This is a genomic window from Hymenobacter crusticola (assembly GCF_002154225.1).
GTDB classification, from domain to species: Bacteria; Bacteroidota; Bacteroidia; order Cytophagales; family Hymenobacteraceae; genus Hymenobacter; species Hymenobacter crusticola.
The window spans coordinates 129,904-149,883 of record NZ_MTSE01000009.1 but is presented as its reverse complement, the minus strand read 5'-3'; the positions used below and the strand labels follow the sequence as shown (position 1 = coordinate 149,883).

The following is a 19,980-nucleotide window of genomic DNA, read 5'->3' as shown; positions in this document are numbered from 1 at the left end:
AATTATTTTAAATAAAGCCTCTACTCACCTGTTACTCTCGCTTTTCTAACTACGTTAAGTGTCGAAACCTATTTCCCGTCGTCGTTGCTCATGCGGCCTAGCTGCCGAATGGTGATGTAGCCCAATAGCAGAAACACCGAAAACAGCACCGTTACGCCATAGGTGCGCGGGTAAGCGAAGGGATGTAACACCCGATCAAGAATATCGTAGAAGAGCATCAGCGGGTTGGTCAGCACGTCCCAGCTGTTCCAGCGCAGGTAGCGACCTAGGTAAATACCGAAACTGCTTAGTACCAGGGCCGTCATTACAAAAGCCCAGCCGAGTGCGGTATTGAGCCGGCGCTGAACCAGGCGCTGCATCTCCAATAAAGAAGCGTACGCTAGCATTAAGCCATTCCAGGCGCACGACAGAATTAGCCCTAGGTCGTACCAATATGGCACGCCGGGGCGCGGCTCTAGGTGAAACAGGTCGGTAAGGATATAGGGAGCGTTCGGGAAGAATAGCAACCATACGGCCCCAACGGGCAAGAGCAACCGTCGACGCACCGGCCCAGCGGCCACCCCGAGCATGGTGCTAATACCGAATGGAATAAGCGCCAGAAACAGATTCCAGAGCAAAAATACGAACGTGAGCCGGTGCGTGACAAACACGCGGGCTGTGATGAGCGCTAGGCTTAGGGCCAGCGAAGCACCTAGCACAAGCATCAGGCTCAGGCGCTGGCGGGTAGCTACTAAAGGCAAGGAAGTGGACATCAGAAAGCTGTTTGGGCCAACGTACGCATCAAGTCAGGGTGCATGCGCGTACAGGATTGGACTTGCTACTAAGCAAGATACTACGTAACGGATAAATATCTGGTCGGCTATCTTCCCCGCCGTTCCTGCGTACCTTTGCGAGTCCAACTAGCGCACGCCTCGCGTCGCTTACTTTTTTGCTCTTATTCAATCTTTCTCCTCTTCTATGAGGCTCCTCTCCCGCATCTGCGTACCCACCGGACTTCTTAGCTTATGGCTACTGACTACACCCACGTTGGGCCAACAACCTACGCCTAAACCGGCCGCTACCTCAACGAAGGCTACACCTACGCCCACCACGGCAAAACCAACCAAGCCTGCGGCTGGCTCCGCTATGCCGGCTTCTGCAACACCTGCTCCCAAAACCACTTCAAAAGCGCCCGCTACGGGCACTACTCGCCCCACGGCTACGCCAACGACTAGCCCCAACGTTTTGGCAACGCCGAAAGTTATCACCGTTAGCAGACCTGCTTCGCCGCCTGTTAAACCGCAGCCGCCGCTTCCACAGTATATGGGGTCGAGCGACCCGAGCATGCGCTATCAAAATGGCAAGACGCTCATCGAGCAAGCCCGCTACGACCTAGCGATGCAGGAGTTACAACCGATTACGGCCCCAGCGGCGCAGTTTGCGCGCGGCCCAGAAGCGGCTTACCTATATGCCGTAGCCGCTAGTCGGGCAAAAAAATGGGCTGAGGCGGAGCAGATGCTCAACTTACTTCGCAACGAATATTCTAAATGGCCCGGCCTAAGCGACGCGCTGTTCTTGCAAGCGCAAGTATCGTTTGAGCAGAGCGAACCCGACAACGCGTTGCAGGTCCTCAGTCAAATTCCGGCTGGCCAACTCGAAGCGGAACGGGCCGCTATGGAGGCCACGTACCTGCCGCGCATTAAAGACAAGGTGCTGTTTCAGACGCTGGTGCAGAAGTACCCCCAAGATGCCGCGGTGGCACGCACGTACGCGGGCAAGCTCGTCAATGACGGTTGGTATACCGACGCCGATAAGGCGCAGCTTAGCCAGCTCATCTCGCAATATAATCTTGATAAGGCCCGCTATATGCCCCGGCCGACCGCTGTTAAAAAGAGCAGCTACAATGTGGCCGTGCTCCTTCCCTTCGAGTTTGCTGACCCTAGCTGGGAAACTCGTCGCAAGAACCAGTTCGTGGTCGATCTTTACGCGGGTTTGCGCCTGGCCCAGGACTCGTTGCAGCGCGAAGGGCACCCAGTACAGCTTTTTGCTTATGATACCGGGGCCGACACGCTTCAGCTCAAGCAAGTGCTGGCCTTGCCCGAGCTAGCTTCGATGGACATGATTATTGGGCCAGTCTACAAGTCGGGCAGCAAGCTTGTGGCCCGTTACGCGCAGCAGCGACAGATCGTTTGTATTAATCCGCTTTCGCAGGATGGCGACTTGGTACTGGATAACGGCTGGCACTACCTCTTCGAGCCTAGCTACGTCACCCAAGCAAAGCAAGCAGCGCAGTTTGCCCTTACTACGTTCCCAAGCCGCACGGCCATCGTGCTGCACGACAACAGCAAGGATGAAACGGCTTTCGCTCAGGCGTATAAAACGGCCTACGAAGCCCTAGGTGGCAAGGTACAAGTGCTTCGCCGCTTAGATGCTAGCTCGGATGAGGCCCTAGAAGCAAGCATCACCGATGTCGATTTTAGAACGACCGGTCACTTGGTAATTGCTTCTGATGCCCGCAAGATTGGCCCGCTTGTGTTCAAGCAGATGCAAGCGCAGAGTGTCCGGGTGCCCCTTATCGCTTCGGCCGCGTGGCTCGACAATCCGCGCGTGAGCTTAGGCCAGCTCAATAACCGGGAAGTATATTTTATGCACCCTAAGTATCTGGACCGCAGCGCGCCTGGGGTGCGTCGCTTTCGGCAGCTGTACTTGCAACAGCAGCACTTACCCCCTTCCGTATTCGCCTTTACGGGTTTCGAGCTGCTGTATTACTTTGGGCAGCAACTGCACCAGTACGGGCCAACCTTTCAGCAGAACCTAGCAGCTTCGGGGCCAGTATCGGGGGCCGTATTTCAAGGCATCGGCTACCCGGCCGGCGCCCACGACAACCAGTACGTTCCATTCACCAAGTTAACGCGCTTAGAGCTGGAAGTACTGAACCCAGTAGGCCTGCGCTAGGTTTAGTAGTAGCGGAAGCTCCAGCTCCGCGCCTCGTGCTACATGCCCGTTTTGGCGTGTGCAACGAGTATCCTTCAACGCTACGCGAAGCTGGAGCTTCGCGCTACATTTCGCTTCATGGAATCTGTTAATTCTGTTATCCCCGAGCTTACCCTGGCTACCAGCGACACCTTGTTTACCCGCGCCAAGGAGCTTATTCCGGGCGGCGTGAACTCACCCGTGCGAGCTTTTCGTGCCGTGGGTGGACATCCCGTGTTTATGAAAGCCGCTAAAGGCGCGTGGCTGACCGACGTGGACGGCAACCGCTACCTCGATTTCATCAACTCTTGGGGTCCCATGATTTTGGGGCACGCCCCCGAGGTGGTGCTGAACGCGGTGCAGGAGGCTATCCAAGGTTCGCTTTCCTTCGGGGCTCCTACACGCCGTGAAGTCGAAATGGCCGAGTTACTTCAGCAGATGGTGCCAAGTGTGGAGAAAGTACGTCTGGTAAACTCCGGAACGGAGGCGACGATGTCGGCTATCCGGGTGGCACGCGGCTACACGGGCCGCGACAAGATTATCAAGTTTGAAGGCTGCTACCACGGCCACGGCGACTCTTTCCTTATCTCGGCGGGTTCGGGTGCCCTTACCCTAGGTACCCCCGATTCGCCCGGCGTGACGCAAGGGGTTGCGCAAGATACCGTTACGGTGCCGTACAACGATCTGGAAGCGACCCGCCAAGCTATTCTGGCAAATGAAGGACAGGTGGCAGCGCTTATTCTGGAACCGGTAGTTGGCAATATGGGCTTAGTTGCTCCGATGGAAGGCTACTTGCAAGGCCTGCGCGACCTCTGCACTGAGCACGGCATCGTCCTGATTTTTGACGAGGTAATGACGGGTTTCCGTCTCGCTCGTGGGGGTGCGCAGGAGCTGTTCGGCATTACGCCCGACATGACGACCCTAGGTAAGATTATTGGCGGCGGCATGCCAGTAGGCGCCTATGGTGGTCGCCGCGACATTATGGATTGCGTGGCGCCGGCCGGCAAAGTATACCAGGCTGGCACGCTCTCCGGCAACCCCATTGCCACGGCGGCTGGTATGGCGCAGCTGCGCTACTTGCAGGATAACCCTAGCCTATACGACGAGCTAAACCGCATCACGACCCGCATCGCCGACGGCACCCGCCAGATTGCCGCGGAGCTAGGGCTGAACTACACGGTGAATCAGGTTGGCTCGATGTTCAGCGTGTTCTTCACTTCCAGCCCGGTTAACAACCTAGAAGACGCAAAGAAATCGGACCTGGAAGCTTTCGGCCGTTACTTCCGGGGCATGCTGCACCGGGGCATCTACCTAGCGCCAGCCCAGTACGAGGCCCTGTTCATCTCCACCGCCATCACCGACGACCTCGTGGATATGTATCTGACAGCTTGCCGCGAGTCTATGCGCGAAGCGCATGGGCTGTAGGTAATTGCTTTTCGGAGTAAAGAAGCCTAGCTTTTCCGTTGATAGCTGAAGACAAAAAAGCCGGACCTAGCTAGGTCCGGCTTTTTCATGAGCACTATTCCAGCGACGCTTACTGAAGCACCAACTTCACTTGCTGCACCGTGGTGCCAGTAGTCAAGCGAGCTAAGTACAAACCCGCGGGCGCATTGCCGGCTTGCCACTCCACCTCTACCAGCTGACCAACTTGCGCCTTGCCGCTTTTCAGCTTCTGCACTAGGCGGCCGCTGATGTCATAGATCTCTAGTTGGTAATCCTGCGACTGCGCGGCGGTGAAGGCAATGGTCGTGCTGCCGGTGAATGGGTTGGGATAGCTGCTCACCACGGCTTTCGCGCCAGTTGTAGACTGCGTGCCGAGCACCGCAGCCGTTGCGCGGGTGCTCGTAGCACCGGTTGGCTCCTGCCCGTACACCAGTGCGCCGTTTACATAGGCCGTGATGTGCGCATTTTCAGCCAGAACATCGGCAGCCGCTACGTAGGAATAGTCGTTAGCCTGATTAAAATTCGACCAGTCCGACTTCGCGAGGCGGTACTGCACATTACCCGTGTTGCTGAGCGGCGCGAACGTGCCGAGGGCATCCGCAAAACGCAGCTCGGCGTAGGTTTCCGTACCGGCCTTCCCGAAGGTTACCTTCACATTGTTGGCACCTAGCTGCGCGTAGTCCATGTACGCGTTGAGCGCCTGCGTGCCGTCGGGGCTGAACCAGTAGCGCACTGTCAGGTCTTTGTAAGCGACGGGCACATACCCTTGGTTGCGCACTTGCAGGTACGTACTGATGGTATTGGAAGTAGCTTTCTTCTCCTTATTCTGCGACAACACCACCAGTTCAGGTTTGGTAGGCATGGGCACAAGCGCCGGCTCGATACCCGCTATCAGTTCTCCCTTACGGTACACCGTGATACGTTCATTCTTCACGTAGGTGCTGCTCGTGGCGTACGAATAGTCGTCGGCCTCGTTGAAGTTCGTCTGCGTCTGCTTGTAGATGCGTGACTGAATAGCACCGGAGTTGCCACCTGCGGTCAAGGAACCGGCCGCGGTGAAGGAGTATTCCACGTAACCAAAAGCACCTTGCGCGGGCTGATCCAAGGCCACGTATTGCGCCTTCACGCCGCTGGTACCTAGCTGGGCGTAGTCGATTGCGGCAACGACGGAGGCATAGTCCTCAACCGTTAGCCAATAACGCACCGTCAGGTCTTTGTAAGGAATGGCGGCGGTGCTGTTGTTGATCAGTTGCAAGTTGGGCTTGATCGTGTTGTTTGCCACCGAACCATCGGCGTTCTGGTGTAGCACGGTGACCACCGTAGGCGTCTGCACCGTTACGGCGAAAGTGCCGGAGGTGCTGCCGCAGTCGTTGGTAGCCGTAGCCGTCACTGTGGTCGTACCCAATGGGAAGACGTAGGGCGAGGTGATGGTCGTCACGACGTTATTCTTCAGAATAGAGTACACGAGGCTAGGTGCCGGCGTGCTGCCGGTGGCCGTAGCAGCGAAAGCAACGGAAGCACCGCGCAGACCCGCCGTAGCATTGGTAGCTGCGATAGTAGGCAAGGTCAGAACCGGCTTGGTATTCACCGTTACCGTGGCCGAGCCTGTCGGAGCTAGGCCGGTGCAGTTACCATCCGATACGGCGGTCAGCGTGTACGTTTGTTTAGTCGCTGGGCTTACCGTCAGTAAATAATCTCCGGTGCTCGATACATCGGCGGCATTGATAACCAACGTCTTTGCCGTTGGATCAACATCGGTCGAGTACGTAACCGTCCAGGGGGCCACGCCCGTCAGGTGCAAGGCTAGCTTTGTACTAGTGCCTGCGCAGATGGTAGCCGTACCACTGAGTGCAACTGTTGGCAGCGCACGCACGGTTACTTGCTGCGTATAGCTGTCAGCGCATTCTCCTTGCGTAATCGTCAGTTTGGCCGTGTAAGTGCCGGCTTCTGCGTACGTATGCGCAATGTTCTTGGTCGTGTAATCGACTGTGCCATTGTTGTCAATGTCCCAGGCGTAGGTCGCATTGGCCTCTACTGCCTTCGAGGTATTGGTGAAAGCTGTAGGCTGACCTAGGCAAACAGTGTTGGTGGTGAAGGCAGGCTGCGGCGGCAAGCAGATGAGGCCGGTGCGAACTACCCGATACGAATTACCAATCCGGATGCCATCGATTACTAGTGTTGGGGCAATAGTGGTAGTGCCTTGGCGGAGCGCCACTGTTCCGATATCAGAGGGTGAACCAGAGGTTTCTGTATAAGCAGCATCAGCATTCACGGGCTCAGCGTCCAGCGCGGGATTGATAAACAACTTGCTTACGTTACCGTTCTCGTCGAAGGAATAGTTCACGACTACTAAGTACGTCGTGTTATAGTCATAGTCATTCGTGGTGTAGTTCGGTGTAGTACCGGAAGTTCCGTTGCCACTAATACCAAACTGCAATTTGCCTGTTACCGGGTTTTTGCGGGCAAACACGCGAGCCTTGAAATTTCCATTCAACGTGGTAGGACCTAGGTGAAAGAAGTAGTCACCTTCGCCATCCGAACTCACCTTTGCAGCCGACACGTTTACCAGGAACGACGCATAGACTGGCGTCCGAGCATACACGGCGGGAAACTGACGGTTTACATCTTGGCCAGTTGTAGTTAAAGAAGCAGCATTGCCGATCTTACTGGCTCCGTAGCTAGCATACTCCAACCCACTCGGCGTTACCGGAATAAAATTGCTGGTTCCGCTGTGCGAAGTCCAGTTGTTAGCCGTCAGCAACGCACCTGCTGTGTAGGCAAAATTCTCTTCCAACAACATGGTCGCAGGCAGCGCCAGTGTAGTATCTACCAACGTACCGGGTGAGGTAGCCAAGTAGTTTTCGGCGTAGGGCGTGTTGTTGTCGCTGTAATCAAAGACCGCAAACGCATACTGCGTATTTGGGCGCAGGTTGGTAACTACTACCGTGTCGCGGGTACCTGCATACACCACGTAGTTGCCAGTGCCTAGCACGGCACCTTTCCCAAAAACGGTGCTATCGGCGTACGTAGTTGCATCCACCGGCAGGGCATTAACGGCCCCGTTGAGGCGAGCTAGCACGAGGTGCTTCGCGCCATCGCCGCCATTCAGAATCAACTGTATTGAAGTGTTCGTCACTTGGCTAGCTACCGGAGTGGCCGATTGCGTAGGTTCAGTTGCTAAGGGCACCTCCACCGTCGTAAAGGAGAATTCTTCCCCGTAGGCAGTGCCCGCTGCATTGGTGGCATATGCCCGCACGTAGTACGTAGTGTTGGGCACCAAACCGGTGATGGCGCTACTGAACGTGCCGGCTTCTGCCCCGTTCGCAGTTTTCAAGGTTCCTAACACCGGGTTGGGCGTTTTGGCCCATACTACGCCCCGTGCCGTTACGGGGCTACCACCGTCGGACTCTACCGTGCCGCCGGTCGTGGCGGCGGTTGGCGTCACGTTCGTCAGGGTCGTAGTACTCACAGTAGCCGGATACACCGGCGCCGTACTGGTACCGCTCACCGCCACCGCTTGTTCCGGTAGGCCCGTGCTCGTCACGGGAATAGCTGTTTGATACGGTAGCGCGGCCGTCGGGGCAAAGCGCACGTCGATCGTAGTTGGGTTTACTGTGCCATTGCTCGGTTGCAATTGAATAACGCAGCAGGAAAAAGGCTGCTCGCCCGTGCGAATCTCAAACCCTACCGGAGGCGAAACGATCAGAGCCGAGGACAGACCCGTACCGCTCACGGTGAAGCTCTTGGAAGTGGAAGCGGCACCCGCTACAGTGCTACCGAAAGCTGGCATCGACGTCAGCGAAGTAATAATCTCAGGCTTCGGCGCTGCTACTGTTATGGCCACCGGTGTGCTCTTACCATTTGCTGAGCCACACGGTGTGGTAGCGCTAGCGCTTACTACTATATAATAGGTGCCGGCCGCACCGAAATCTGAGCCTTTGGGCTGGTATGTAGCGCCGCTGGCGCTGGCAATAGGAGTAAAAGGACCATCGACGCCAATGCTGTACTGCCATGTAAAGACAGAGCCCGTAGCAGCCGTAGCAGTCAGCGTAGCGCCGGAGCCCGTTAGCGTAATGGTCTGGGCTGTTTCGGGTGCAATGTTTACCGTATTGGTAGCCGAACCTAGGTTGATGGTCAGGTTAGTACCATTGTCTGTACCGTTGATGGCTGCGGCTTCATTTATCACCCGCACGCGGTAGCCGGTACCACTGGCGGTGTTGGCTGGAATGGTAGCCGCTATGGGCGAGCTAGTTCCTTCGCCAATAATTGTAGTGCCAGAAGCAAAACTGCCTGATGCATTGGATAGCTGCACCCTAAACGTACCCGTGAGAGTGCCAGTGGTTGTGTAAACAACATTGAACGGAGTACTGCCTTCAGTAGCTGTCAAGCAGAAAGGACTATTGAAAGCCGAAGCAGTAGTAGCAATCGAATTGGTTGGTGTTGGAGTGCCCGTAGGACTAGTAACAACCGTAATGTTATCGAGGCTAATTTTTGGACGGCTGCCTGTAATTCCTCCTGCTGTAGTTGCTAGGTAAAAGCGAATCTTAGCATCCCTTTTATTAGCAAAAGCAGCCGGCAATGGAATGGTAGTTAAGCTGCCATTAGCTGCAACATTGTTGGTTATCACTACCGTCGAGCCATCGAGGTCAACGAAGGCACCGTTGGTACCCGTGTTGGTTTGGAGCTTGAACGTCGCCTGGCGGTTGCCCGTGGAGTTATTCACCTCAGCCCAATCCAGCGAAATACTCCCGGCGGTACTTGCAGCGAAATCTAAATTTAGGTCAAAAGCAGCAGCATTTGTTCCATCAGTTGGACCAGTAGCCAAAAGGATAATGGAACCCGTGCCTTTTTGAACTCCCCCCGAAGTGCTAGTCGCAAATACAGTAGTCGAGTTTGGCAAGGTAGCCGGCGCAGTGGCCGTAGCTACACTGAAACGATTCGCGCCAGTACCAGAAGCGAAGTTGAACGCCCATCCGGTGGTAGTCCATCCAGCGCTGCTCGAGCCAGAAACAGTACCGATTTCTGCAAAATTCTCCGTGTACGTTCCGCCCATCAGTGGATAGGGTACCGTTTGCCCCCAGCTCAACTGGGAACTGAGTAAGAACAAGCAAGCAAGCAAAGCCGGCAATTGACCTAGCTTCCAAGCAGTTTTATAAAAACGTGTCATATAGACGTTTATGTCTTTGTAAGAAAATCTGGAAGTTGGCACTAGTTCGTCGGGCCGTTGTCGGTTTTCGACTCAATGGCATTCTGCACCTCAACCGACAGATTCGACAGCAAGTCGTAGCCCGTCGCTTCCTCGATCTTGTCGACCGACGTGCGGTAGGTGCCCCAATTGCTATTAATAGCATTGATGTTAGGCATGTCAACCGCGATTACCCGCGTACCCGCATTCACCCGAGCAGCATCGCTGTTACCAACTGGCAGAATAACAATGACCTTCCAGCAATTTGATGGTACCGTAACGCGGCCATTATCGAGCGTTTCATACTTCACCCCAGTTGAGCCAATGCCGCCTTTGCCGTAGCTACCGCAAATGATGTACACCTCATTGTCGGGCAAGAAAGTACGGGTGTAGTTTTCCAGGTCGGCCCACGGACCTTGGTTGTTCTTCGACGACTGCGGCATCATGTTCGTCATGAGGAACGTGGCCGAGTTGTTTGCGACGCTTGATGTCCGGTCAGCCGAGGGGCAGTTATGGCCGCGGTCGAATCCGGTGGCCCCTCCGTTGTAGCTGTTTGATTGTACCTTGTACCAGCCATCGGGTAGCGACGGATCGTCCCGAAAATCATCTTGCCGGTCTATGCCGCCACGATCTGAAATATCTACGTGCCAGCTCACCCAGTTCGGCTTGCCTTGGTCGCGGTTGTAGCCTACTACGTACTGCGGCTTCACTAGCAAATAGTTATTGGGCTGACTTACATCGGCCACGGCACCGCTGGGGTTGCCAAGAGCTAGGTTGTTGTTGTCGACGGACGGCTGGGCGGTACCGTACTGCGTCACGGCGAAGTCATCAATATTCAGCCGGGCTTTGCCGCCGGAGGTTTTCCGAATCTCAAACTTTACTTGCCCCGGAATATTGACCGTGAAAGCTGCCACCTGCAATGTGGTTGAAGTGGTAAGTACCGTAGCACCCACTTTTGTCCATTTGTTACAGTTGCACGCCTCCGATTGCGCCCACAGTTCCCAGCTGCTGCTGCCGTCGGTGCCATACACGGCATGCTGCACCGTAACGGTAGCAGCGCCGGTAGGCAGAAAGAAGTCCATCGTGACCTTACCCCCTTGCTGGAGGCGTGCGGCCTGAGCGCCATTCTTGTGGTCGGCGTCAGTGCTACCTAGCACCGCATCTGTCAGAATCCAGCTGCCCGTGGAAAGTGCAACCCTGCCGTCCGTCCCTGGCTGGTTGGGACTTTCAAAGCTTTCTTGTGTATTTTCCGCAAATGGCGTCAGCCAAGCAGAATGGTTACCTACGCTTGCCGGGGAAAAGGCAAAGCATGGCAGCAGTAACAGTAAAAAACTGCTACCATAGCCCAGTAATTGTTTTTTCATTAACTGTAAAAACTACGCGAAAGAGAAGGGATTTTGATCAGGAAGAGGCGGCTGTTAAAACCGGGCACAAACTTAAGTAAGTAATGTTCAATACAGGTAATCAAAATACAAAAATTAATAGTTCAATAATTATAAAAAAGTAATATTAGCTTTAGAAAAGATAGGTTAACCAGGAAAGTATAAGCTCGACAGAATAAACATTGGTTGCTCGCATAAGTGTTAACATTTCGGTAACATAGGATAGCTAGCCCTTAAAAATTCATCAAAGCCCTGAAGCAACTATGAGCGTCTTGCAAACGCTCTAATGTCTTTTAGCATCCCTTCATAAATCGTTGTTTTATAAAGGCATATATCACCATAGCCTTCGGATACAAACAGACTTAACCAGGAATATAATTATTATAAGCTTCTTCGATTTAAATAAAAACAGAAGGCTACTCACTAAAATGAGACATAGAACTTATAAAGACACATTTTGATAATGCAGCTGGCAAATACAGTACGCATATTTTACTAGCATACACTTTTTGCTGCTTAGCTCTATTATTATCACTAAAAATCAGCTTAAGCGTAAAATCTCGTTTTATTATTTAACAGAATATCTTTTTGGGATTTCTACAGAAACAAACCTTAGGTTTGGAGACAACTATTTTCAATGAATAAATATTAAATATTTATAATATTTATCTCCTGCATCAGTACTTGTCCATATAGCACTTCGTGCTGTGCTTCTATTCAAATCGGCGCTATCACTAGATTAGAGGTCAAACAGAGGCTACCTTTGCAGCCAAATCGTTCTGCTTATGCTTCGACTTCTTACGCCACTGTTTTTCACGTTATGGCTTGCGCTACCTAGTTTGGTTTGGGCACAGGCGGAAGCTCCAGCTGTTGCCAACAAGCGGCTGTTCGACCGCACAGTGGACGAGCTCAACTTCCGCACGATGGAAAACGTGTACGATAAAACGTTTACCCGCAATAAGTTTCCGGTTTCTCTGCGCACGCACCAAGCGCGCAAATCGTTCGACGGCTTTCAAGGCAATGCTGACCTGAAGCGGCTGTTTTTGAATTACAACGATGTTTCCGAGAAGTTCAAGAATCGTTTTGGCAAAGGCCGCACCGACCTGGCCGAATTTGAAAAGCAGCTTCGGTCCATCATCATTGATAAGAACTTCGAGTTCTTCATCCGGGTGTTACCACGCAACGAACGAGTAGCGCTTATTCATTCGCTGCAACGCGTTACGCAACAAGCTGCGGCCCAGTTTAATGCATCAGAAGACCCTGCCCCCGATGAGCTAGCTGCTGATGATGCGGCCGTACCACCTGCCGACGCGGAAACGGAACCGCCCGTCACGGCGCCGGTTGAAGAGTCAGAGGCCCAGCCCGAAAGCGTGGTAACGCCGGCTCGCACGGCCACGATTCGTTCCGTTGATGTGACTTCCCGCCACGATTGGCTCGATTATTCGACGCTGCTGCTGGCGGGTACCTCTACCCTAGCGCTGCTATACCTGGTGTTCAGTGTGCTGCCCGATTTGCGCGGTCGTCTCGATTCCTTAGCGGAGGAGCTAGACCAGCGCCAACCCAACGCCACCCCGCGTCGGCGCTCTTCGCCCAGCACATTGCCCGAAGATCGCTACGAAGAAGAGGAAGAGCAATAAATTTAAAAGGGTGCGCTTGCATAGAACCGAGCCTAGGTTGTGCCTCGTCCTACTCAAGCTTCACCGATTACCACTCCCCATGATTCTTACCGACCAACAAATCCTTGCCGAGATTGAGCAGGGTAACATTGTCATTGAACCCTTCGACCGCGCCTGCCTAGGCACCAACTCCTATGACGTGCACCTAGGGCGCTACCTAGCTACCTACCGCGACGCCGTGCTGGACGCTCGTAGCCATAATGAAATCGATGTATTCGAAATGTCGGCTACGGAAGGCTTTGTTCTTCAGCCTGGTACGCTCTACTTAGGTGTAACGGAGGAATATACCGAAAGCCACGCGCAGGTACCTTTCTTGGAAGGCAAATCCAGCGTCGGTCGGCTCGGCATCGATATTCACGCTACTGCTGGTAAGGGCGACGTAGGCTTCTGCAACACCTGGACGTTGGAGATTTCCGTGACGCAGCCAGTGCGTGTGTACGCAGGCATGCCTATTGGCCAGCTCATCTATTTCGCCGTGCAGGGCGATGTGCAAACCTTCTACAATCGCAAAGCCAACGCGAAGTACAACGAACGCACCGACAAGCCCGTCGAGTCGATGATGTGGAAGAATAAGTTCTAGGGCGTGACGGAGGAAGTTGGTAGCTAAGTTGTGTGGCGTAACACTCCTAAAATCACTCAGTTGCTCAATTACTCAGCTACTCGTTAAACTTGCCTGCTTCGTTTTTCGTTAGCTCTAGAAAGCTGCACCGCTTGCTGCCATTGGCTAGCTGACTAGGTAGCTGCTGACTAGAAACGCTAACGCCTCGATACCAATGAACAATAAATTTGTCACTGCCGCGCTAGTTTTTGCTGCAACTGCTTTTGGCGCGAACGCCCAGCAAGCGCCCGGCTCGACGGTTATGCCCCAAGATAAAACGCAATCATCTCCGCGTTTGAATCCTGTTCAGGCGCGCGCCAAGCGCCTGTCAGACCAGATGGCGCGCGACTTGCGCCTGAACGGTTACCAAACAACTAAGCTGCGGGCCATCAACGAAGATAAAGTAGCTAAGATGGCGGCTATCGAGCAGAAATATGCTAGCAACCCCAAGCTTGTGGATGAGCAATGCCAAGGCGTCTGCCGGGAGCGTGACCAAGAGCTGCGGAACGTGCTAAGTAGTGCTCAGTATAGCTCATACTACGACTCACGCGCTACTTTCTACAAGTTTGACCGGGATTACGCCACCAAAAATGCCGGCGCTATGATGGTGAAGTCGGTGCAGAATCCGCTGCCGGCTAGCAGCAAGGGTTCCATCCTTAGCCAAGGCCGAAACACGCAAGCTGCTTCCACCTCCGACAAATAACCTAGGCTTATAGAGTAGGCACTAGAAGCAAAAAGCCCCTGCTGATTCATCAGCAGGGGCTTTTTGCTTCTAGGTTATAGTAACGAACCTAGCTTTGCTTTTTGGCTTCCTCTTCGATGTGCTCCATTAGTTCCTTGCACAGCGCCCGGATTTTTTTTGACATTACCTCGTCGCTGGTGGCAGTCATGATACTTTCGGCCATGGCACCCATGGTGTCCACGTAGAAGTACTTCATTTCTTCCACGGGCATGTCCTTGGTCCAGAGGTCAATCTTCATGGTACCCGACTGGTCCCGGTCCCACAAGGCAATGTTGATGGCTTTGGCAAAGTGAATATCGGGGCCCGCATCGGTGGCCTGCCAGCTAATAGCCTCCGGTACTTTCTGATCGTCGAGGGCTATGCTGAAGCGGATTTCGGATTTTTTCATGGGAGTTAAAGTGCTAAACGGCTGAATGGTTAGACGGTTAGCTGCTCTATAGTGGTTAAGCTCACCCTAGAACAATCAACCATTTAACCATTCAGCCATTCAACCAACAAAGATTAAACGTAGTTATTGAGCATCACCGGCATCACAAGCATCAAGATGCTCTCGTTGTCGTCGGCGGTGGTAGGCATAAGCAAACCAGCACGGTTGGGTGTGCTTAGCTCCAGCGTGATTTCTTCAGAATCGATATTCGATAGCATCTCCGCCAGGAAGCGAGCATTAAAGCCAATTTCCATGTCTTCGCCGTCGTATTGGCAGGGTAGCTTTTCGTTGGCTTCGTTGCTGAAATCGAGGTCTTCGGCTGACACGGTCAGTTCCGAACCTGCCAGGCGCAACCGCACTTGGTGCGTGGTCTTATTGGAATAGATCGAAATGCGCTTCACCGAATTCAGGAAATCGGCGCGGCTGATGATGAGACGGTTGGGGTTGCTCACCGGAATTACGTTCTCGTAATCAGGATAGCGCTCATCAATCAGGCGGCATACGAGGCGCATCTGGTTGAAGTTGAAGAACGCGTTGGAGTTGTTGAACTCCACTTTCACTGGTGTAGCTTCGGAAGGCAACGCGCCTTTCAGCAAGTTGAAAGCTTTGCGCGGGATGATCAGGTTAGCAGTTTGGCCCGCGCCCACGTCGGAGCGGCGGTAGCGCAGCAAGCGGTGACCATCGGTAGCCACAAAGGTGATTTGGCTATCGGCTAGCTGCACCAAAATGCCAGTCATAGCTGGGCGCAGCTCGTCGGTGCTCACCGCGAAGATGGTCTTGTTGATTGCCCGCGACAACGACGACGACGGAAGCTCGATGGGAGCCGAGCCTTTCACCACTGGCACGCGAGGAAAGTCGGTGGCGTTTTCCCCAGCTAGCTTGTAGCGGCCGTTAGACGAGGCAATTTCAATCGTGTAGGTTTCCTCGTCCAGCGTAAACGTGACAGGCTGGTCGGGCAAGTTCTTGAGGGTATCGAGCAGAATGCGGGCGGGTGCAGCAATACGGCCAGTTTCGCGAGCTTCTACGGGCAGCTCCGTAATCATGCTGGTCTCCAAGTCGGAGGCCGTAATCGTCAGCTTGCCGTCTTCAATTTCGAAGAGAAAGTTCTCCAGAATCGGCACCACGGGATTGTTCGTGACCACGCCGTTGATGCTCTGGAGCTGCTTGAGCAAGGCGGAAGACGAGACGATAAACTTCATATATGGTAGTTTCTCTTACTTTTTGGGGTAATGGACAAAGATAGGTAGATGCACGGAAGTTTTGGCCTTGTGCGGAGAAGATTCTGGCGGATGCTTCCCTCTCTATGACGGTAAAGTCTTTCCTGATGTTAGCACAGCACCTGCTTTTAAATAACTTTTAATCAGAAAGATATAAATTGCTTTCGTTTATATAGCTTCTCTTGATAAAACGCATTTGTTGCATATAAATAGCATAATTCCTATACTTGTTCTATTTCCTTTGTTTCCCCATACTGTTCTATGTCTCACGGATCTTCCCTGTACCATTTAGTTTATCAGAGTTCTGCTACTGCGCTTATGAGTGAAAAAGAGCTAGAGGTTTTGCTGATGCAAGCTCGCTCATGGAACACTGATCATCACTTAACCGGCGTACTGCTTTACAGCAATGGAGACATTATGCAGGTGCTGGAAGGTAGCACGGAAGAGGTTGCCTTTATCTTTGACAAAATCAAGCTAGACCCGCGTCACCGGGATGTTATTAAACTAGCCGACGGCGAAATAAAAGAACGTAATTTCTCTCAGTGGTCTATGGGCTTTAAAGCGGTAGAGCCAGCCGATTTTATGCACCTGGCCGGTTTTTTAAACGTTAACAAGCAGAATTATTTAACTGCGCATTCCGGCTATTCAGCCAACGATGATGCCTCTTTGCATTCATTATTGGCAACCTTCGTAACCGATAATATTATCCGATTTTGAACGTATAGCTCCCACGGTTTGAAGCCCAAACCTAAACGAAAAAGCTAGCTCTGGGCTTAGCCTAATGATCCTCAGAGCGTAGCTGTAGCAATTCCAAGAAATTAAAAGGACGCGTACCGCCGCTTGCGGCGCCAAGCTCGCACTAGCCCAAACAAACCTAGCAGCACCAATGGCGCCCCTAAGTTGAGCGCCTGCCAACGGCGCCCTTGCTCCGCTATTTTCACCTTATCCAACGGGCGCAACGTGATTTGCTTACCACGCACGGCAATCAGGCCGGTTTCGTCGAGCATGTAGTCGACGGCATTTAGCACCAGTTCACGGTTGGCAAACTCGGTATTAGCAAGGCGGTCGAAGCCAAGGCGGAAGGGGCGCCCAGTTTTGGGATCTAGCTCGCTGCGTACAAAGTCGCCATCGGAAATGATTAGTACTTTGCCAGGCCTAGCTTTTGAAGATGTAGCAGGCTGAAACTGCGTGGTACCGGGCTTGGTGCGGTTAGCGTAGAGCGACTTAAACTGTCCTTCTAGCAGGTAACCTATCGGCTTAAACCCTTGCTTGTACAACTTTTGGTCGGGCTCCAAGCGGGCATCATTGAGGTTGACGGGCACCGGTGAGGGCAGCACGCGGGTATAGCGCGAGGTGAACATCAGCGGCGTTTTGCGAATGCCGACGGCTTTTACCGTATCGATACTGCTCACGAACTTGGTGTACACCGCGTCGAGGTTACGGGTAATGGGATGTTTGCTGAACTGGTTGATCAGCGGATAGAACTGCCACGGCATGGGCTCCACCTGCGGCTTGTTGCCCACATTGCCCGTCACGAGCGGAATAACGCCAGAATTGAGATCAAGCAACAAATCGGGGTTGATACGCACCCCGTATTTGAACAGCAGATCTTCTAGGTTGAGCTGGTACGGGAAGGACAGCATGCCGGTGCGGGCCGCACTATCAAGACTCACGCGCATCTCGTCCACGAAGAAAAGCGCGTTGCCGCCACTCGTCACAAACTGATCGAGCTTGAACTTCTCGGGCTCTGTATACGGCTTGGTGGGCCTAGCGATAATTAGGGCATCGAGGGCCCGCAGGTCGGGCACCACGTCGAGCTTCACCCGGTACACGTCGTATTGTTCTTGCAACGAACCTAGCAAGTCACCAGCTTCGGCGTTGCTTAGCTCCCCATGCCCATCAACCACGCCAATGCGCTTGCGGCGGCTAGGCTCTAGTTGCTGAATAGTGCTTGCTAGCTCGTATTCTAATCCTTCAATGCTCTGATTGAGGCGCACATCGGAGGGCGCTGCCTGGTTGCCGCGCAGTAGCAGTACGTTTTTCTCCTTGGCGCCTACCGTCACCGTTGCCCACGGAAAGATAATTTTCTCGACGCGCTTGCCGTTTTCGGTGGCAGCTAGGTTGGTGGGGCGCAGACCTTTCTTGAACAGCGCCTGGTACGTCTTGTTCCGCTCTTGCTCCGAGGTAGCAGCGCTAGGATCTAGGAACACATAGTGCAGCTTGGAGCCACCGTACACCTGCATTTCGTTCAGCGTTTCGCGCACCGATTGCTGCAAGCGACGGAACGCCGGTGGAAAGTCGCCGTCGAGATACACCGTCACGGTTACGGGCTCGGGCATCTTTTCCAGCAGTTGCTTCGTGGCCGACGACATGGTGTAGCGCTTCTCCTGCGTGAGGTCGAGGCGGAAAAAGAACTGCTGACCCAGGAAGTTCAGCAGCAATAAACCACCGATAACCGCCAGAAAGCGGAGCAGGTCGCGGCGTTTAGGAGAGGGGCGTTCTTGCATAGTGTATGTGGGGCTACTCCCCTTGCTTTCTCCGGGTGAGGAGTAAGCCTACTTAATACTTTTCGGAGCTAGCTTTTTACCAATTGCGGCTTTGCAGCGCCAAGCGCGTTGCCAGCAGGAAACCAGCAATTAAGCTCAGGAAATACGTCAGGTCGCGGGAGTCGATGAGGCCCTTGCTGATGTCGCGGTAGTGCGCCGCAATACCTAGCTGGCTGATGTAGTAAGCCGTGCTGCCTTCGAAGACAGATGCCAACGAATCGAAGCCCGAATACACCAGGAAACACCCCACTACGGCCACTAAGAAGGCAATAACCTGGTCGCGGGTAATAGCAGAAGCAAACAGCCCGATGGCCGCAAACACGCCTGCCAGCAACGCTAGCCCAATGTACGACCCCACCGTAGCCGCCGAGTCGATGTTGCCGACTGGGTTACCTAGCTGATAAACGGAGTAGTAATACAGCAGCGTTGGGATAAGTGCCAACAGCGCCAGTAGTAAACAAGCTAGGTACTTCCCCCCTATTATCTGCCCATCGGTGAGCGGACGCGTGAGCAGCAACTCAATGGTACCGGCTTTCTTTTCCTCGGCGAAAGTACGCATGGTGATGGCCGGAATCAGGAATAGGAAAATCCACGGAGCCGTGTTGAAGAGCGTTTGCAGATCGGCAAAGCCGTAATCGAGCACGCTGCTATCGGGAAAAACCCACACGAATAATCCTGTAGCCACCAGAAATACGCCAATAACGACGTATGCTACCGGCGAGCTGAGGAAGGCGTTAAACTCTTTTCTTAAGATTGAAAACATCTAATGCTATACTAATTATACACACAAGCTGGAGGAAGCAAGAGGAACGGCATCCTGTACCTGCCGAAGCACGACAGACAGTGGGGAACGTTCAAAGTTAGTTTGTCAGATTTTTAAACACCTGCTCCAACGACTGTTCCTCCTGCCGCAAACCTAGCAAGATCCACCCTTGCTGCGCGGCCAGCCGCGAAATGGCACCACGCTGGTCGGTGCCGGCGGCGGCGCGGATGCGGTATGTGGTAGCGGTTTCGGTCTCCACGGCCGTAATGCCGGGCAGAGCGAGCAACGGCGCCGGATCAATAGCCTGCTCAAACTCTGCGCGAATGATAGTTTCGCCCTTCGCCCCAGCACCTAGGTCCGAAACCGGACTATCGGCTACCAGTTGGCCGCGGTTGATGATGACCACGCGGCTGCACAACGCGGTAACTTCGGGCAAAATGTGGGTGGAGAAGATAACGGTCTTGTCGCGGCCGATTTCCTGAATAAGGCTACGGATTTCGCCAATCTGGTTGGGGTCGAGGCCCGTGGTGGGCTCGTCAAGAATGAGCGTACCGGGGTCGTGAATCAGCGCTTGCGCCAGGCCCACGCGCTGGCGGTAGCCCTTCGATAAAGCGCCGATAAGCTTGTTTTGCTCCCGACCTAGCCCTACCCGCTCAACCATTTGTTGCACGCGCTGCTGCAGGGAAGCACCGCGCAAGCCGTGCACCGACCCAATGAATTCGAGGTACTCATGCACGTACATATCTAGGTAGAGCGGGTTGTGCTCGGGCAAGTAGCCCACCCGCCGCCGCACTTCCAGCGGCTGCTCCGTCACATCAAATCCATCAAGCTTTACTGTGCCTATAGAAGGTGGCAGGTAGCCCGTGGCAATCTTCATAGTGGTTGACTTGCCCGCGCCGTTCGGCCCCAGAAAGCCCAGAATTTCGCCCTTGCCCGCGGTGAAGCTAATGTTGTTCACGGCAGCTTGCGCTCCGTATGTTTTGGTAAGATTCTGAACTTCAACCATTGATTAAGAAACGGATATGACCCACTGCCAAAATAAAATAGAT

Annotated in this window: 14 protein-coding genes; 6 read left to right on the top strand and 8 right to left on the bottom strand. The window is 53.7% G+C overall.

Going from position 1 to position 19,980, the window contains the following annotated elements:
• Nucleotides 1-68: 68 nt before the first annotated feature.
• On the bottom strand, nt 69-752 hold the full coding sequence (locus tag BXP70_RS17320) for a DUF1361 domain-containing protein (protein ID WP_086595367.1): 684 nt from the start codon (nt 750-752) through the stop codon (nt 69-71).
• Nucleotides 753-957: 205 nt separating this feature from the next.
• On the opposite strand from BXP70_RS17320, the gene BXP70_RS17315 reads away from it, so the two are divergent.
• Complete coding sequence (locus BXP70_RS17315; protein ID WP_086595366.1) at nt 958-2,934, top strand: ABC transporter substrate-binding protein; 1,977 nt, start codon at nt 958-960, stop codon at nt 2,932-2,934.
• Between the two features lie 117 nt (nt 2,935-3,051).
• Nucleotides 3,052-4,377 carry a glutamate-1-semialdehyde 2,1-aminomutase gene (gene hemL / locus BXP70_RS17310; RefSeq protein ID WP_086595365.1) on the top strand — a complete coding sequence of 442 codons (1,326 nt, stop codon included), beginning with the start codon at nt 3,052-3,054 and terminating at the stop codon, nt 4,375-4,377.
• A 109-nt stretch (nt 4,378-4,486) separates the two neighbouring features.
• On the opposite strand, the gene BXP70_RS17305 is transcribed toward hemL, so the two are convergent.
• Nucleotides 4,487-9,562: a cellulose binding domain-containing protein gene (locus BXP70_RS17305; protein WP_086595364.1), complete on the bottom strand. Its 5,076-nt coding sequence runs from the start codon at nt 9,560-9,562 to the stop codon at nt 4,487-4,489.
• A gap of 41 nt (nt 9,563-9,603) precedes the next feature.
• Nucleotides 9,604-10,944, bottom strand: a complete 1,341-nt coding sequence (locus BXP70_RS17300; RefSeq protein ID WP_245849665.1) for a DNA/RNA non-specific endonuclease — start codon at nt 10,942-10,944, stop codon at nt 9,604-9,606.
• A gap of 803 nt (nt 10,945-11,747) precedes the next feature.
• Here BXP70_RS17300 and BXP70_RS17295 point away from each other — a divergent pair.
• The 3 genes from BXP70_RS17295 (at nt 11,748) to BXP70_RS17285 (ending at nt 13,939) form a co-directional block, all read left to right on the top strand.
• Entirely contained in the window at nt 11,748-12,599 is an 852-nt protein-coding gene (locus BXP70_RS17295) for a hypothetical protein (RefSeq protein WP_143436547.1), read from the top strand.
• A gap of 79 nt (nt 12,600-12,678) precedes the next feature.
• On the top strand, nt 12,679-13,218 hold the full coding sequence (gene dcd / locus BXP70_RS17290; RefSeq protein WP_086595362.1) for a dCTP deaminase: 540 nt from the start codon (nt 12,679-12,681) through the stop codon (nt 13,216-13,218).
• Nucleotides 13,219-13,411: 193 nt separating this feature from the next.
• Complete coding sequence (locus tag BXP70_RS17285; RefSeq protein WP_086595361.1) at nt 13,412-13,939, top strand: hypothetical protein; 528 nt, start codon at nt 13,412-13,414, stop codon at nt 13,937-13,939.
• Between the two features lie 88 nt (nt 13,940-14,027).
• Here the strand turns inward: BXP70_RS17285 and gldC are convergent, their stop codons facing one another.
• Both gldC and dnaN read right to left on the bottom strand, forming a co-directional pair.
• Entirely contained in the window at nt 14,028-14,366 is a 339-nt protein-coding gene (gene gldC / locus BXP70_RS17280) for a gliding motility protein GldC (protein ID WP_086595360.1), read from the bottom strand.
• 113 nt (nt 14,367-14,479) lie between these two features.
• Nucleotides 14,480-15,604, bottom strand: coding sequence for a DNA polymerase III subunit beta (gene dnaN, locus BXP70_RS17275; protein ID WP_086595359.1), 1,125 nt, complete (start codon nt 15,602-15,604; stop codon nt 14,480-14,482).
• Nucleotides 15,605-15,883: 279 nt separating this feature from the next.
• On the opposite strand from dnaN, the gene BXP70_RS17270 reads away from it, so the two are divergent.
• On the top strand, nt 15,884-16,339 hold the full coding sequence (locus BXP70_RS17270; RefSeq protein WP_086595358.1) for a BLUF domain-containing protein: 456 nt from the start codon (nt 15,884-15,886) through the stop codon (nt 16,337-16,339).
• 101 nt (nt 16,340-16,440) lie between these two features.
• Here the strand turns inward: BXP70_RS17270 and gldG are convergent, their stop codons facing one another.
• The 3 genes from gldG to gldA form a co-directional block, all read right to left on the bottom strand.
• The gene (gene gldG, locus BXP70_RS17265) at nt 16,441-18,129 is read right to left on the bottom strand and encodes a gliding motility-associated ABC transporter substrate-binding protein GldG (RefSeq protein ID WP_086595357.1); all 1,689 of its coding nucleotides are present in this window, start codon (nt 18,127-18,129) and stop codon (nt 16,441-16,443) included.
• A 76-nt stretch (nt 18,130-18,205) separates the two neighbouring features.
• Nucleotides 18,206-18,931 carry a gliding motility-associated ABC transporter permease subunit GldF gene (gldF, locus tag BXP70_RS17260; RefSeq protein WP_086595356.1) on the bottom strand — a complete coding sequence of 242 codons (726 nt, stop codon included), beginning with the start codon at nt 18,929-18,931 and terminating at the stop codon, nt 18,206-18,208.
• 97 nt (nt 18,932-19,028) lie between these two features.
• The gene (gene gldA, locus BXP70_RS17255) at nt 19,029-19,937 is read right to left on the bottom strand and encodes a gliding motility-associated ABC transporter ATP-binding subunit GldA (protein ID WP_086595355.1); all 909 of its coding nucleotides are present in this window, start codon (nt 19,935-19,937) and stop codon (nt 19,029-19,031) included.
• Between the last annotated feature and the right edge of the window lie 43 nt (nt 19,938-19,980).